The sequence below is a fragment of the Sorangium sp. So ce375 genome (genome assembly GCF_051473855.1).
Classification (GTDB): Bacteria; Myxococcota_A; Polyangia; order Polyangiales; family Polyangiaceae; genus Sorangium.
This window is the reverse complement of record NZ_CP150335.1, coordinates 11,154,877-11,169,256: the sequence shown is the minus strand read 5'-3', so window position 1 is coordinate 11,169,256 and position 14,380 is coordinate 11,154,877. Positions and strand designations below refer to the sequence as shown.

General features: G+C 73.1%; 12 protein-coding genes. 5 read left to right on the top strand and 7 right to left on the bottom strand.

Annotated elements, in window-relative coordinates; genetic code table 11:
- Window positions 1–167 precede the first annotated feature (167 nt).
- The 3 genes from WME90_RS41825 to dapA all read right to left on the bottom strand — a co-directional run bounded on the left by WME90_RS41825 (window position 168) and on the right by dapA (window position 4,546).
- Window positions 168–2,666: a hypothetical protein gene (locus tag WME90_RS41825; protein WP_437277681.1), complete on the bottom strand. Its 2,499-nt coding sequence runs from the start codon at window positions 2,664–2,666 to the stop codon at window positions 168–170.
- Between the two features lie 105 nt (window positions 2,667–2,771).
- Window positions 2,772–3,569: a 4-hydroxy-tetrahydrodipicolinate reductase gene (gene dapB / locus WME90_RS41820; RefSeq protein ID WP_437283730.1), complete on the bottom strand. Its 798-nt coding sequence runs from the start codon at window positions 3,567–3,569 to the stop codon at window positions 2,772–2,774.
- Window positions 3,570–3,640: 71 nt separating this feature from the next.
- The gene (dapA, locus tag WME90_RS41815; protein ID WP_437277680.1) at window positions 3,641–4,546 is read right to left on the bottom strand and encodes a 4-hydroxy-tetrahydrodipicolinate synthase; all 906 of its coding nucleotides are present in this window, start codon (window positions 4,544–4,546) and stop codon (window positions 3,641–3,643) included.
- Between the two features lie 280 nt (window positions 4,547–4,826).
- Here dapA and WME90_RS41810 point away from each other — a divergent pair, with 280 nt between their 5' ends.
- From WME90_RS41810 to WME90_RS41790, 5 genes are all read left to right on the top strand, one after another.
- Window positions 4,827–5,492 (top strand): NuoI/complex I 23 kDa subunit family protein, encoded by a 666-nt coding sequence (locus WME90_RS41810; protein WP_437277679.1) that lies wholly within the window; start codon window positions 4,827–4,829, stop codon window positions 5,490–5,492.
- Window positions 5,493–5,593: 101 nt separating this feature from the next.
- Entirely contained in the window at window positions 5,594–6,109 is a 516-nt protein-coding gene (locus tag WME90_RS41805; RefSeq protein WP_437277678.1) for an NADH-quinone oxidoreductase subunit J family protein, read from the top strand.
- A 3-nt stretch (window positions 6,110–6,112) separates the two neighbouring features.
- The gene (gene nuoK, locus WME90_RS41800) at window positions 6,113–6,421 is read left to right on the top strand and encodes an NADH-quinone oxidoreductase subunit NuoK (RefSeq protein WP_437277677.1); all 309 of its coding nucleotides are present in this window, start codon (window positions 6,113–6,115) and stop codon (window positions 6,419–6,421) included.
- 259 nt (window positions 6,422–6,680) lie between these two features.
- On the top strand, window positions 6,681–6,890 hold the full coding sequence (locus WME90_RS41795; RefSeq protein WP_437277676.1) for a hypothetical protein: 210 nt from the start codon (window positions 6,681–6,683) through the stop codon (window positions 6,888–6,890).
- Window positions 6,891–7,074: 184 nt separating this feature from the next.
- Entirely contained in the window at window positions 7,075–9,642 is a 2,568-nt protein-coding gene (locus tag WME90_RS41790; protein ID WP_437277675.1) for a hypothetical protein, read from the top strand.
- 77 nt (window positions 9,643–9,719) lie between these two features.
- Here WME90_RS41790 and WME90_RS41785 read toward each other — a convergent pair whose 3' ends face one another.
- From WME90_RS41785 to WME90_RS41770, 4 genes are all read right to left on the bottom strand, one after another.
- Window positions 9,720–10,463, bottom strand: a complete 744-nt coding sequence (locus WME90_RS41785) for a class I SAM-dependent methyltransferase (protein ID WP_437277674.1) — start codon at window positions 10,461–10,463, stop codon at window positions 9,720–9,722.
- Between the two features lie 7 nt (window positions 10,464–10,470).
- Complete coding sequence (locus tag WME90_RS41780) at window positions 10,471–13,248, bottom strand: protein kinase domain-containing protein (protein ID WP_437277673.1); 2,778 nt, start codon at window positions 13,246–13,248, stop codon at window positions 10,471–10,473.
- Window positions 13,249–13,303: 55 nt separating this feature from the next.
- Window positions 13,304–13,735 (bottom strand): hemerythrin domain-containing protein, encoded by a 432-nt coding sequence (locus tag WME90_RS41775; protein ID WP_437277672.1) that lies wholly within the window; start codon window positions 13,733–13,735, stop codon window positions 13,304–13,306.
- A gap of 139 nt (window positions 13,736–13,874) precedes the next feature.
- Window positions 13,875–14,318, bottom strand: coding sequence for a hypothetical protein (locus tag WME90_RS41770; protein ID WP_437277671.1), 444 nt, complete (start codon window positions 14,316–14,318; stop codon window positions 13,875–13,877).
- Window positions 14,319–14,380 lie beyond the last annotated feature (62 nt).

The window sequence follows — 14,380 nt, the reverse complement described above, 5'->3', positions numbered from 1 at the left end:
GGTGGTCGAGCGATCGGCCCGCGCCGTTCGCCGTTCGTGCCGTTCGCCGTTCGCGTCGTTCGTCGCCGTCCGCGCCCGCCGCCGTCCGCGTTGCCGATCACGTCACGGCGCGCCGGGCCGTGCGGACGGCGCGGGACGAGCAGCGCGCGCCGTGACGTCCGCGCGGCTCAGCGCTGTGCCGTGCTCCGGAGCGCGCGCGCGAGCACCTTCCTGAAGGCGATCGTCTCGCCTCCGTTCGGTTTGTCCTTGCGCCCGTAACGGGTCGCCGCGCCGACTCGGGCGACGCACTGGGCTGCTCGCGTGTACCGCCGTGTCGCCTTTGCGACCGCCCGATCGCCCGGAGCAGACGCCGACGCGACGGCCGCGCCGAGCTCGTTCAGCGCCTCGTCGAGCGGGGCGCAGCCCTCGGGTGTGCTGGGCAGCTCGAGAGGGGGCGGGGCGTGGCAGCAGCGGGCGCGGAGGCTGGCGAGGGTCGCCATGTCGTGCCAGCCGAGCACGGCCCATTCCTTCGTGGCGTCCGAGACGCCCGTGGGCCCTGCGGCCTGGATGAGGTGGTTTTTGAGGGCCGCGACGCCCTTCATCGGGTCGACCTCGGCGCAGAGGGACGACAGCTGGCCCGCGGTGGCGGCGTCGACGCTCTTGCCGGGAAAGAGAGGCGCCGCGCACGCGGCGAAGTCGGCGGTGGCCGCGGCGTCCATCGCCGCGCTCGCGGCGCCGGCGTCCGTCGGCGCCGCCGTGCCCGCGTCTTCCGCGTCTTCCGCGTCTTCCGCGCCCGCGTCTCCGGGCGCCGGGGCGCTCGGCTGCGCGGGCGCGGCGCAGGCGGCGGGCGCGGCGCAGGCGGCGGGCGCGGCCTCCGACCCGGCGGGTAGCGCCGGGTCGGACGGCGGCGCGGCTTCGCGGTGACGCAGCCAGAACCAGGCCGCGGCCACGGCGCCCGCGATGGCCACGGCCCCCAGGACCAGCGCGGCCCACCGCCGCGCCGCGGACGGCGTTTCGCGGCGCGAGCCAGGCGCTGGCACCGTGACTGGGGCGCGAGGCGGCGGCACGCCGAGCCCGGACGCGCCGCCGCGCGCGGCGACGCCGCCGGGCGCCATCGGGAAGGGGTGCGACGGCTCGTGCGTGTCGTCCTCGCCCAGCCAGGGGAGGTCGACGGCCGGGACGTGGGGCGTCGGCGCGCCGGGCGCGCCGATGCGCGCGGCGACGCTGCCGGGTGCCATCGGGAAGGGGTGCGACGGCTCGTGCGTGTCGTCCTCGCCCAGCCAGGGGAGGTCGACGGCCGGGACGTGGGGCGTCGGCGCGCCGGGCGCGTCGATGCGCGCGGCGACGCTGCCGGGCGCAACCGGGAAGGGGTGCGACGGCTGGTGCCTGTCGTCCTCGCCCAGCCAGGGGAGATCGTCGATTGTTCGCGGGCTCGCCGGGGCATCCGCGTCGAAGAGGGGCACCGCGGTGGGTGAGAAGGGCGGTCGCGCTGTCTCAGCGGGCGCGACGGGCGGCAGCGCCCTCTCTGGAAGCGCGATGGGCGGCAGCGCCCTCTCTGGAAGCGCGATGGGCGGCAGCGCCCTCTCAGCGGGCGCGACGGGCGGCAGCGCCCTCGCTGCGGGCGCGAAGGGCAGCTGCGCCGTCTCTGCGGGCGTGGCGGGCGGTGGCGCCGTCTCTGGGGGCGTGACGGGCGGTGGTCGCACAGGCGCGGGCGGGGAAGCCGCCGCGCCCGCGCTCGAGGCCCCCCTCCGCGTTGGGCCGGCGAACCCCGGCGATGTGGCAGGCGACGCGGGCTTCGCCTTCGAGGGATGGTCTGGCGCCTCCAGCGGCGGGGGGGCCGGCGTGCCGGTCGTCGACCGGAGCCCCAGGGTCGCGAGCCCGTGCAGCGGCAATGGCGTCCGGCGGGCCGAGGCGCCCGCCAGGGGAGGCGGCTGTGAGCTCGTGTGGCCATGCGGCGGCGCGCTCCTGCGAGGCGGCTGCGAGCCGGTGCCCTCGCGCGGCGGAGCGCTCTTGCGAGGCGGCTGCGAGCCGGTGCCCTCGCGCGGCGGAGCGCTCTTGCGAGGCGGCTGCGAGCTCGACGACCCCCGCACCCCGCCGCTCGAGGGGCGCGGCGCTGGGATCGTCCTCGCCGGCTCCGCGAGCGCGTGCTCATCGAGCGGCGGCAGATCCTCCAGCCCGTCGCCCGGCCGCGCCGCCTCCAGCGCGCGCCGGAGCGCCGCGACCTCGGCGATCCGCTGCTCCGCGTCGCGCGCGAGCGCCTGGTCCAGCACGCGCCACAGCGCGTCGCCCGCCGCGCCGGGCGGCGTCACCCGCGGCGCAGCGCCGGCGCCTTGCTTGCGGCGGAGCTCCTGGTCGCTCTCGGCCGGGAAGGGGAGCGCCCCCGAGAGCGCCGTGTACAGGGTGACCGCGAGCGCCCACGTGTCGTCCTGGCGCGATGGCCCCTCGCCCGCGGCCCGCTCCGGCGAGCGGTATCCCACGAAGGAAGGCGTGGCGAGCGGGTCCGAGAGCCACGCCCTCGACGTGCACGGCTCGCCCTCCATGACCACACAGGCGGCCGACAGTCGGCCGTGCACCGTCCCGCGCGCGTGCAGGCTCTCGACGCGCTTCGCCAGGCGGACGACCCAGCCCACCGCGTCCCTGTCCGGCAACGGACCGGCGCGCGCGATCCTCGCAGCGAGCGTCTCCATACGAGCGCGGCAGCGTAGTGCGACGAAAGCCGGCTGACCACATTGTCGCTCTTCCGCGACGCGCCCGAGCGCGGATCGCCGGCGTCTGGCCCGAGAGCGCCGCGATCAGCCGCCGATCACGTCGGCCATCGTGTATCGGCCGGGCGGCTTTCCGTGCAGGTGCCACGCCGCGCGCAGCGCCCCGCGCGCGAAGAGGTCGCGGCTGGTGGCGCGGTGCGTGAGCTCGATGCGCTCGCCGGGGCCGAGCAGGTGGACCGTGTGGTCGCCGATGACGTCGCCGCCGCGCACGGCGAAGATCCCGAGCTCGTTCGCCTTGCGCGGGCCGACGTTGCCCTCGCGGCCGTGCACGTCGGCGAGCGTCGCGGACGGCTCGCGGGCCGCGCGCACGGCGTCGGCGAGCCGCACGGCCGTGCCGCTCGGCGCGTCCACCTTGGCGCGGTGGTGCACCTCCACGATCTCGACGTCGTAGCCGGGCCCGAGCCGCCGCGCCGCGCTCGCCGCGATCTCCGCGAGCACGTGGATGCCGATGCTCGTGTTCGGCGACCAGAGGACCGGGACGTGCTGCGCCGTCTCGTCGAGCAGGCGCTCGCACGTGCCGTCGAGGCGCGTCGTGCCGCTGACGACGGCGACCTTGGCCCGCATCGCGAGGTGCAGGAGCCGGGGGAGCGCCTCGGGCCGCGAGAAGTCGATGACCACGTCAGCGCCGAGCAGCCCGGCGCTTGTGTCGTCGCTCATCGCGACCCCGATGGTGCCTGTCCCCGCGAGCTCGCCGACGTCGCGGCCGATGCGGGAGGAGCCACGCGACACGATCGCGCCCACGACCTGCGCGCGCTCGTTCGCCGCGAGCCGGACGATGGCCTGCCCCATCTTGCCGCTCGCGCCGTGGATCGCGACCTTCAGCAGCCGGGCGTCGTCTCCCTGGGCGGCCCCCATGATCGCGCTCATCGGCACGCCTCGATGATCACCGTTCGATTTCACGACGCCTCGCGCCTCGCCTCGAGCCGCTTCATCGCCTCGGCGATCTGCTGCCGGATCGCCTCTCCGGCCGGCGCGAGGGGCAGCCGGACGGCGGCGCTCATGCGGCCCAGGGCGGCGAGCGCGGCCTTCGCGGGGGCGGGGTTCGGCTCGGCGAACATGAGCCCGTGCACCTCGAGGAGCGCGAGGTGGGCCGCCCGCGCGCCCGCGAGATCGCCTGCGAGGAACCGCCGGGTCACCGCGCTGGTCTCGCGCGGCAGCACGTTCGACGTGACGCTGATGACGCCCTGCGCGCCGAGCGCCATCATCGGGAGCGTCAGCGCGTCGTCGCCGGACAGGATCGTGAGCCGGTCGCCGAGGCGCCGCACGAGCTCCTGGCAGCGGAGCACGTTGCCCGAGGCGTCCTTGATGGCGACGACGTTCGGCGCGGCGGCGCAGATGCGCTCGGTCGTCTCGGCGGAGAGGTCGACCCCCGTCCGGCCCGGGATGTTGTAGAGCACGATCGGCGCCGGGATGGCCTTGGCCACGGCCAGCGTGTGCTCGCGGAGCCCGTCCTGCGACGGCTTGCTGTAGTACGGCATCACGACCATCACGCCCCCCGCGCCAGCGGCGAGCGCGGCGCGCGAGGCCTCGATCGTCTTCTTCGTGGAGAACGAGCCCGTCCCCGCGATCACCGGCACGCGGCCGCGCGCCGCGTCGACGACGCGCCGGATGACGGCGTTCGCTTCGGCTTCGCTGAGGGTCGGCGACTCGCCCGTGGTCCCGCACGGCACGAGCCCGCTGACTCCGCCCGCGATCTGCGCCTCGACGAGCGCGTCCAGCGCGTCGAAGTCGACGGCTTCGCCGTCAGGCGTGAATGGCGTGACGAGGGCGGTTAACGTTCCCGACAAGGGGAGCTGCGACATCCGACGACCATGATCGCCACCCCGGGTGCGCGTCAACAGGAGAGGACAGGTTCGCCGCTGACTCCACGCTCTCCGCGGGTTCCTGCTCGGCGCGACGCCGAACGGCCGCGGCCGTCGCGAGCTCGGGGGTCTCGCGGCGCGGGCCGGCGCGGGCTCGGACGCCTCGCGGCGCGGACCGGACGCTCCAGGGCCGGTCGGCGTCTGCTATCCTGCTTGGCGTGGCGCCTCGCTCCTTCGGGGGACTTGCCCGAGCGCGTCAGGTCCCGGAGAGGCACCGGCCATGGATCTCGCCCAGTACATCAAGAGCATCTCCAGCGCGGCCAATACCATCCTCGAAGGGATGGCGGTCACGTTCTCCCATCTGTTCCGGGAGCCCATCACCGTCCAGTACCCCGACAAGACGGACCGCCCCGTCAGCGAGATGCTCCCCCCGCGGTACCGCGGCTTTCTCGAGGTGCAGATGGACATCTGCACCGGCTGCAAGCGCTGTGAGCGCGCGTGCCCCATCGAGTGCATCGCGATCGATCTGGAAAAGGATCCGGCGACGAAGAAGCAGGCGATGAGCCGCTTCGACATCGACATGGGCAAGTGCATGTACTGCGGCCTCTGCGTCGAGGCGTGCAAGACGGAGTCGACCGGCGCGATCCGCCACACCCGCGAGTTCGAGGGGGCGGCGCCGACGCTCGATCACCTCACGTTCCGCTTCATCCCGGAAGGCCTCGTGCCGCTGTACAAGGCGCCGAAGGACCTCGGCGAGGTGCCTGTCGGCGAGTACGGGCCGCACGCCAGGGAGGCCCGCGAGCGCGCCATGCGCGACAACCCCGCTGCGCTGGAGGAGCTGCGCGCCATCTGGCGCAAGGAGAGCGGCAAGCAGAAGGGCGCGCAGGGCGCTGAGGGCGCGGAGGCCGCGGCCGGCGCGAACGGCGCGGCCGGATCGGGCGCCTGAGCGAGGGCGTCCGGCCCGACGTCCGGGGGCGTCGCGCGCCACGTGCAGGGGTCGGCCTTGATGGGCGGTGGGCAGCCGTCTAACGTCGCGCGCCTCATCCCATGCCCTCCCTGAGCGCACTCGTCTTCCTCGGGCTGGCCGCGCTGACGCTCGGCTCGGCCGGGCTCGTGGCGTTCTCCAGGAACATCATCCACTCCGCGCTGGCGCTGCTCGGCACGTTCCTCGGCATCGCCGGGCTGTACGTCACGCTCTCGGCCGATTTCCTCGCGGCGACGCAGGTGCTCGTCTACGTCGGCGGCACGCTCGTCCTCATCCTCTTCGCCGTGATGCTCACGAGCCGCATCGCGGAGATGAAGATCTCGAACCCGCGCGGCGGGCCGGCCGTGGCGTTCGGCCTGGTCACGGCGGTGCTGCTCGTGCTCGGCAGGGTGGCGACCCAGACCCCTTGGCCCGCGGAGGCCAAGCCGGCGATGCCGTCCACCGCCAAGCTCGGACACGCGTTCCTCGGCGAGTACCTGCTCCCGTTCGAGCTCGGCTCGGTCGTCCTGCTCGCCGCGATGATCGGCGCGGTCGTGCTCGCGCGTCGAGCCGTCAGGCGCGCCTGGGAGAGGGAGTAAGCGATGGAGGTCGGTCTCATCCATTACCTCACCGTCGGCGCGGCGCTCTTCGGTCTCGGGCTGTTCACCGTCATGACGCGGAAGAACGCGGTGGGCATCCTCCTCGGCGTCGAGCTCATCCTCAACGCCGCCGCGCTCAACTTCATCGCGTTCGACCACTTCGTCGCCGGCGGCGTGTCTGGCCAGGTGTTCACGGTCTTCATCATCGTCCTCGCGGCGAGCGAGGCGGCGATCGCGCTGGCCATCGTGCTTCAGGTCTACCGCAACTACCGAAGCATCATGGCCGACCAGCTGACATCCCTGAAGAACTGAAGCTGGCGCGAGAGCGGTCACCCGTGCGGAAGCGCGCGCTGGGCGTGACGCGCGCGGCGCCCTGCCCGGCGGCCGCCGCGCCGCGCGGCGCCGACGCCGACGCCGACGCCGACGCTGGGATGGACGCGCCCGCGCAGGCTTCTCCAGGTGGAGCTCAATCGCAGCGACAAGCAGGAAAAACCTGACCTTGCTAAGCCCCAGGGGCCGACCCACGTTCGAAGCCATGCAGAACCTATCCAAGTCGGAGCTGGTGGGGTTCGTGGAGCTCGAGGTCGGTTCGCTTGCTGTGCAGGTGCCGATCCGCGCTGCAGAAGCGGCAAAAGAGCTCCCGCTCGCTTCCTTCGAGGCTGAGGGCGACAATTGCGCCATCCTCGTGCGAGGCGATACGTCGTCGAAGGCGGTCGAGGTCGCGCTGCGAAACGCGGCGCAGGAGGCGGTCAAGCACCTCTCGAAGAAGTTGCTGAATTAGGGCAGCAGCGCCCTGCGGCCCCGCGGTGGGCTGCGGGACGCTGCGCACGGTCACGGGCTGCGCAGCCCTCCGGGCGTGTGGATTCCTGCTCGGGGACGGAGCGGGCACGTTCCCGCTGGTCATCGAGCGCGCAGCAAGCTAGGAGCGGGCTCATGGTCGAGCCCTCCTGGTTTGCGAAGCGCTGATGAACGCCCCGCCCACGCCGAGAGTCGCGGGGAGCGCGCATGATCGATGGGAGCGCGTCCGGCAGATCGCCCTGCCGGTCCTCCTGCTCGGGGCCGTCGCCTTCTTCGCCAGCTTCGTCCATCGCTTCTACCCCATCCAGCACTGGCTCTTCTGGCGCTACGCCGGCTACTGGCTCCTCTGCGGGCTCTGGACGGCCGCCTGCGTCTCTGCGGGCAACCTGACGATCAAGCTCGTCGTCGGCCGCCCTCTGCCGATCGTGGAGCAGCTCGCCACGAGCTTCGCGATAGGCGTCTTCGAGTTCGCCTTCCTCATGACCGTGGCCGGGCTCCTCCGGCTCTATGGCACAGCGCTCTTCGTGCTCCTGCCGCTCGCGATGCTGGGCGCGGGGTTCGTTCCGCTCCGGGGTTACCTGACGCGGGTCGTCCGTCACGTCCGCCACGCTCAGCAAAGGGCGGCGCGTCCGCCGGTCTGGACCTACGCGATCCTCGCGCTCGGGCTGCTCGGCGTGGGAATGGTGTACTTCGTCATCCTCACCCCGGAGAACGTCCAGTTCGACTCGCGGTGGAAGCACCTGGCGCTGGCCGAGGAGTACGCCGTCACCGGGGGCATTCGCCGGTTCCCCGAGGGCTGGACGGTCGAGACCTATCCCCACTTCGCGACCTTCGTGTACTCGTGGGCATTCCTCCTGCCGCGCGGGCTCCTGTTCGACAAGGTCGAGCTCGCCGCGCACATGGAGTTCGTGGGGTTCCTCTGGACCCTCGTCGCCATCCCGGCCGCCGTGCGGCTGATGATCCCCCGCGGGCTCGGCCCGTACACGCTCCGGCTCTCGTGGACGGCGCGCTTCCTCTTCCCCGGCATCTTCCTCTACGACTCCAGCCTGAGCGTCGGTGGCGATCACATCGCCTCCATCTTCGCGCTCCCGGCGTTCACCCTGATGATGCGCGCGTACCGGGATCTCTCGCCCCGCTTCATCGCGCTGATGATGATGATGGTCTCCGGCGCCGGGCTCACCAAGTACACCGGCGCGGTCATCCTGGTGCCTTTCCCCGCGCTCTTCCTCGGCGCGCGCACGCTCGTCCTCGCCTACCGCTCGCTCCGCGGCCAGGTCGCGCCCGCGATCCGCAAGAACTGGTACCTCGGGCCGCTCGTGGCGGCCTCCGCAGGCCTGCTGTTCACGTCCACGCATTGGGCGAAGAACTGGGTCTACTACGGGGATCCGCTCTATCCCACGCTGTACAAGATCCTCCCCCTGCGCCCCTGGACGCAGGACGCGGCCAACATCTTTGTTTGGGGCTACCAGGACTTCCAGTTCTGGCGGCCGGAGCGGAGCGCGGACGGTGTCCTGAGGACGCTCAAGGCGCTCGTCGATTTCTCCTTCATTCCGAACGACTACGCCAAGTTCCACGGCAAGGTCCCCACCTTCGGGTCCGTCTACACGCTGCTGCTCGTCTGCCTGCCGTTCCTCAAGGGGACGAAGCGCGTCTGGGCGCTCGTCGGCTACGTGCAGGTCGGCCTCCTCTGCTGGTACTGGACGCACCACCAGGACAGGTATCTGCAGGCGATCGTCCCGCAGATGGCCGCCGCGACGGCAGCGATGGTCGCGCTCGTCTGGCGCGCGGCGGGCGAGCACCGCTTCGCTGTCCTCGCGGCGAGGACGGGCCTCGGCACGCTCGTCGGGCTGCAGGTCATCTGGGCGGGCGACGTGTACTTCATCCCTGGTCATGCGATGGTGAAGTCGCCGATCAAGGCCGTGATAGATCTCCTCTCCCAGGGGTACGCGAAGCGCTACGCGCAGCGATTCGACATCTACCGGACGTTCCAGTCCATCTCGCGGGCGCTCCCCAAGGGGGCGCGCGTGCTGCTGCACGACAACCACAACCACCTCGGGATCGGCGCCGAGACGGTGTCGGACTGGAACGCCTGGCAGTACGGCATCAGCTATGGCCGGCTGCGCACGCCCCGTGAGGTCTGGGACGTCCTGAAGGGCATGGGCGTGACCCACGTGGCCTGGGATAACCATACAAGCAGGGGGTGGGACACGGTCGCTGGAGATCTCATGTTCTTCGACTTCGCGCTCCGGCGTACCGTGAAGCCCTCGAAGCACGGCGGGATGATCCTTGCCGAGATGGGTCCGGCCCCCGATCCGCGAGCCCCGTTCTCCACCACCGTCGCTTACCTGGGCTGTGGCGACGCGTACAAGTCAGGCCTCTACGAGGTCGGCGATCTGACGGTGCCGGTCTTCGGGCCGAACAACAGGGCGTTCCCGGCGCCCAGGGTGAGCGGTCCCCCGGGCGGCGAGAGCGCCGCGGCGCTCCTGGAGCGGGCGGGGTTCGCCGTGGTCGACTCGAAGTGTCACACGTTGCCCGCCCAGGCCACGCGGGACTTCACGCTCGCCGCCAAGCGGCGCGTGCTCCTGGGCAAGAAGGGGCAGCAGCTCGACATTTACCTTCGCAAGGAGGAAGCCCCGAGCGCGCCGGCCGCTCCGCCTGCGCCTGAGCCGTCCTCCACCGAGTCCGATCTCCCCCCGGAGCCAGGCGAGGACGAGCCCCTCCCCGGCGAGCGCTGATCGGCGCTGGAGACGAGCGGCAGAGATGAGCCGCCAAGGCGCCAGTCCGGGCGCGAACCAGGCGACTCGAGGCCGCCTCAGGCTGCCTTTCGCCTCGCCACGCAGAAGACCGAAAGCCCGAAGCTCGGCCGCCGACCGCGCGCGATGAGATCGACCTCGGCGCGAAGGACGGCCCCCATCGCGGAAGCGGCGAGGCCCGACTTCGGCGATGGCTGCTTCATGCTGGTCTTGCCCGGGCGCAGCAGGCGAGCGGCGCTCCAGGCGGCGCGCGAGCCGACGGCGGCAGGAAAGAGCAGCTGGTTGAAGTAAGCGCACGCTTCGACGTGGAAGCCGGCCGGCAGCGCGTCGCGGAAGGTCCGCGCGGTATACCGGCGGAAGTGCTGCAGCGCGCGGTCGTGATCGCTGAACAACCACGGATACGCCGGCACCGTGGCGACGAAGACCCCGCCGGGCCTCAGGTGATCATGGACCCACCGGAGCGCGGCGCGGTCGTCCTCGATGTGCTCGATCACGTCGAGCGCGCAAATCACGTCGTAACGCCGGTCGAGCTCGAACGGGACGGACGTGCTGTAGAGCGTCCGCGCCGCGCCCGTCCTGGCGATGGCCTCCTGTCCGAGCGGGCTCACCTCGATCGCGTCGACGACCCCGAACTCCGTGAGGACACCCAGGTTCTGGCCGACCCCGGCGCCGATCTCCAGGAGCTCCAGCGGGCGCTCTCCAGGGCCGAACGCGCGGACCAGGTGGGAGAGCAGCCGGGCTCTCCCCGTCTTCAGCCAATCGCCAGATTCCTCGGAGTACTGCTGGTATGCCGTCGTTTCCATCCGCTCTTCACTCTGCCGGCGGGGTCGATTCTTCCTGGGGAGGCGAGGCTTGAGGGGATGGCGACTCGGCGGGTGAGGTCGGCGCTTCCTCGGCCGGGGTCGGGATCTCGATCGTCAGGTCGTCCACCTTGGAAGGCTGTTTCCGCGGCCTCTTCGGCGGCGGCGGCGGTGGGCGCCGCTTCTTCGGCGCCGACGTCGCGGCGGCGCTGGCCGAAGGCTGCGCAGCAGGAAGGTCCACCGGCGCGGCCGTCGCAGCGGCGCTGGGCTGAGGCGCTGAATCCTGCGGCGGTGCAGGCTCGGTCGCGGGCGCCGGCGGCGTGGGCTCGCCCTCCACCGTCGGCGTGGGCTCGCCCCCCATCGTCGGTAGGCTCAGCGGCACGCCCTGCGAGCGCACGTACTGCCAGACGACGAGACCGCCGAGGGCCATCAGCGTGAGCACGACCCAGCGAACGAGCCGTCGGCGGCGCGAGCCGGCGTCGAACTCCGGGAACGCGCCCTCGTGGGCGACCCCGCTCACGCTCGAGCCCTTCATCCAGTGCTCCGGACCCTGGCCGGAGGGCACGGCGCGCTCCCGCGGGGCCGGGGCAGGCGGCGTCGGGGCGGGCGCGAACGGCTGCTCGATCGGCCTCGAGGCGGGCGGCGCGCCATCCATGGCCGCGACCGCCTCGCGTTGCGCTCGCCCGATCCCGTCGCGACGCTGCTCCGGCAGCGCCTGGCTCGGCGGCGGCGCCTCGGGGGCGCGCGCCGTCGCCTGAGGATCGGCCTCGTCTGGGTCGAGCGCGCGGAGCGGCCGCGAGGCGGGCGGCGGGTCCGCGGGCGCGGTCGGAGCGACGGCCGCACCACTCCGAGGCGCGAGGTCCGCGGGCGCATGCGCTTCGGGTGCCGGCGCTGCCAGGTCCGCGGGCGCGCGCGCTCCGGAGGCCGGGGCCGCGGGCGCATGCGCTTCGGGCGGCGGCGCCGCGAGGTCCGCGGGCGCGTGCGCTTCGGATGCCGGCGCCGCGTGCGCGTGCGCTTCGGGCGCCGGCGCTGCGGGCGCGTGCGCTTCGGGCGCCGGCGCTGCCAGGTCCGCGGGCGCGTGCGCTTCGGGCGGTGGCGCGGCGGCGGCCCGCGGGTCGAGCGCCGCCGGCGCCGGCGGCGCTGCCCAGGGCTCGTCCACCTCGGTGTCGACCGGCTCCTCGTCGAACTCCTCGATATCGACATCGACCAGCGACGGCGAGCTGTCCGCTGCCTTGCGCGGCGTCTCGGTGGGCGCGAGCGGCAGCGGCGACGACCCAGCCGGGGCCTCGACACCGCCGCTCACCGCCACGGCGGACGCGCTGCTCGGCTGCGCGGAGAGCGGCGTCCCCGTGGAACGCGACGGCGGCCCCTGCGGAGCGCCGTCGCTGCGCTGCGGCGGCGTTGGCGATCGATCGCCGAGCCGGGACGGCAGCGGCGAGCGCTCGCTGAGCGGCCGCTCGCCGAGCTGAGCGGAGGTCGGCGGCTGCTCGCCGAGCGGAGCGGGAGGCCGCTCGGTGGGCCGCGGCGGCGCGGCGGGTCGCTCGGTGGGCCGCGGCGGCGCGGCAGATCGCTCGGTGGGCCGCGGCGGCGTCGGCGATCGCTCGCCGAGCCGAGAGGACAGCGGCGGGCGCTCGCTGAGCGGCGGGCGCTCGGTGAGGCGCGGCGGCGTCGCAGGCCGCTCGCTGGGCAGCGCGGGGATCCTCGCGCTCGGCCTCGCCGACGGCGGAGCAGCGTCTACCAGCGGATCGCCCGATGCTCGCTCGGGCGATCGCGTCGAGGCGGCGCCCGCGGGCTCGGCCACCCGGGGGAGCGGCGGGGCCTTGGGGATCACCGAGCCCGTCGCCGGCCGCGGCGGGGCCGCCGGCGGGCGCGTGGGCGAGGCCCGGGGCGGCATCGGCGGAGGCCGCGGCGAGGCCACGCTGCTCGGGGCCTCGATCGACAGGTCGGCGACGCGGGCGAGCGACTCCGCGAGATCGCGCGCGCTGCTGAAGCGCCGTGCCGGGTCGCGGTCGCAGGCGCGCGCGAACCACCCGTCGAAGCTCGGCGGCAGCTCCGGATTCACCCTCGACGGGACCGGGATCTCGCCGAGCGAGATCTTGATCAGCAGATCGCCGACCCCCTCGCTGTCGAACGGGAGCTCGCCCGTCACGCACTGGTAGGCGATCACGCCGAGCGCCCAGAGATCGGCGCGGTAGTCGACCTCCCGCAGCCCCTTCACCTGCTCCGGGCTCATGTAGTGGGGCGTGCCCATGAGCGTGCCGACGGAGGTGCGCTGGGCGGCCCGCTTCCCCTGCCCCCTCACCTTGGCGATGCCGAAGTCGAGGATCTTGACGATCTCATCGTCCTCGTTCGCGCAGAGGAAAAAATTCTCCGGCTTGAGGTCGCGGTGCACGATGCCGGCCCCGTGCGCGCGGGTGAGCGCGCGCGCGACCTGCGTCACGATCTTCGACGTCTCCTGGAGCGAGAGGCGGCGCCTGCGCGCGAGCCGATCGAAGAGGTCCTCGCCGTCGAGCAGCTCCATCACGATGAACGGCTGCTCCGCGTCGATGCCGTGATCGATGATCTGCACGACGTGGGCGCTGCGGAGCTGCGCAGCGGCCGTCGCCTCGCGGCGGAACCGTTCGCGCGCGTCCTCTTGCTTCGCGAGCTCCGGATCGATGAGCTTGACCGCGACGTGCGTGCCGAGCGCCAGGTGCTCGGCGACCCACACCGCGGCTTGCGCGCCCTGCCCCACGGGTCGGATGAGGCGGTAGCGCTCGCTCAGCACCTGACCAGCTGCGATAGACACGGCGGCAAAAGCCTACGTCGAGGGGAACATCCGTGTCGAGTTCCTGCGTGCCACCTCAGATGCCATGCGGAACGGTTTGCTTCATCAGCTCGCGCCACTCGTCATGGGTGAGCTCTGGATAAATGTAGTCGCCCTCGAAATTTGTATGGTGCAGGAGCAACCGGGCGACATCGACGATGACGCGGGCGACGTCGCCGCCCTGCGCAACGCTCGCCAGCGCGTCGGTCGCTTCACGCACGGCGGCGTGCTGCTTCAGCGCGACCTGGACCTCCTCGGCGAGCCCGCGCGACTGGAAATGCGGGAAGATGGCGGTCTCCTCGTAGCGCATGTGTCGCTCCATCGGCCCACGCAGGAACGCGAGCAGGCTCGCGCGCTCGGCGATCGCCTCGTCCGCGGAGCGCTGCGCCAGCTCGATCAGCTTGTTCGCCGTGCCGCGAGCGAGCTCTTCCTCTTGGAAGAGCTCGCTCACCATCCGGTCCAGTTCCATGGCGTGCGGGGCGTCGTAGTCCAGATCCGGCGGAGGGTCGAGCCGGGCGCGGCGCGACCTCGCGGCCAGGCGGGGCGGCTCCCTCGCGCGGCCGTCAGCCGCGCGGCCGTCAGCCGTGCGCCCGTCAGCCGCGCGCCCGTCAGTCGTGCGCGCGGGCGCGGACGATCGCGGCGAGGCGGCCGACGACGCCGTTCGCGACCATGGCGAGCACCTGCTTCTCCAGCGCCTGTCGCTCGCTCGGCCTGCCGCCGAACGAGATGCGCGAGCGGGCGGTGGCGCCGCCGACGACGCGGCCGACGACGGTGCAGCTCACGCGGTGGACGTCGCCCCGCGTGGCCGAGGTGAACTCGACGACGCGCGCGCTCAGCACCACCGACTTCGCCTTGCCGAAGTCCGCCTTCTTCGCGGCGCTGGAGAGCAGGCCGCGCAGCGCGCGCGCTCGCTGGGCCTGGCCCTCGCCCGCGGGCACATCGACGCTCTTCCATTCGATCTTGGTGTCGCGGGCGAAGGTCGATGCTGGCGAGACCGTGAGCGTGGTCAGGGCCATCACCGCCGAGAGCAGCCATCGTGACGCGCGGCGCATGCGAGCAGGGTAGGGGGCCGAGAGCTCGCCGGCCAAGTTCGCGCAGGGTGTCCCGGCGCGGC

Excerpts from the sequence above, each read along its gene's own strand:
- WME90_RS41785 (WP_437277674.1), bottom strand. The coding sequence starts at position 10,463 with ATGGAAACGACGGCATACCAGCAGTACTCCGAGGAATCTGGCGATTGG.
- WME90_RS41805 (WP_437277678.1), top strand. The coding sequence starts at position 5,594 with ATGCCCTCCCTGAGCGCACTCGTCTTCCTCGGGCTGGCCGCGCTGACG.
- nuoK (WP_437277677.1), top strand. The coding sequence starts at position 6,113 with ATGGAGGTCGGTCTCATCCATTACCTCACCGTCGGCGCGGCGCTCTTC.
- WME90_RS41825 (WP_437277681.1), bottom strand. The coding sequence starts at position 2,666 with ATGGAGACGCTCGCTGCGAGGATCGCGCGCGCCGGTCCGTTGCCGGAC.
- WME90_RS41770 (WP_437277671.1), bottom strand. The coding sequence starts at position 14,318 with ATGCGCCGCGCGTCACGATGGCTGCTCTCGGCGGTGATGGCCCTGACC.
- WME90_RS41790 (WP_437277675.1), top strand. The coding sequence starts at position 7,075 with ATGAACGCCCCGCCCACGCCGAGAGTCGCGGGGAGCGCGCATGATCGA.
- WME90_RS41810 (WP_437277679.1), top strand. The coding sequence starts at position 4,827 with ATGGATCTCGCCCAGTACATCAAGAGCATCTCCAGCGCGGCCAATACC.
- dapA (WP_437277680.1), bottom strand. The coding sequence starts at position 4,546 with ATGTCGCAGCTCCCCTTGTCGGGAACGTTAACCGCCCTCGTCACGCCA.
- WME90_RS41775 (WP_437277672.1), bottom strand. The coding sequence starts at position 13,735 with ATGGAACTGGACCGGATGGTGAGCGAGCTCTTCCAAGAGGAAGAGCTC.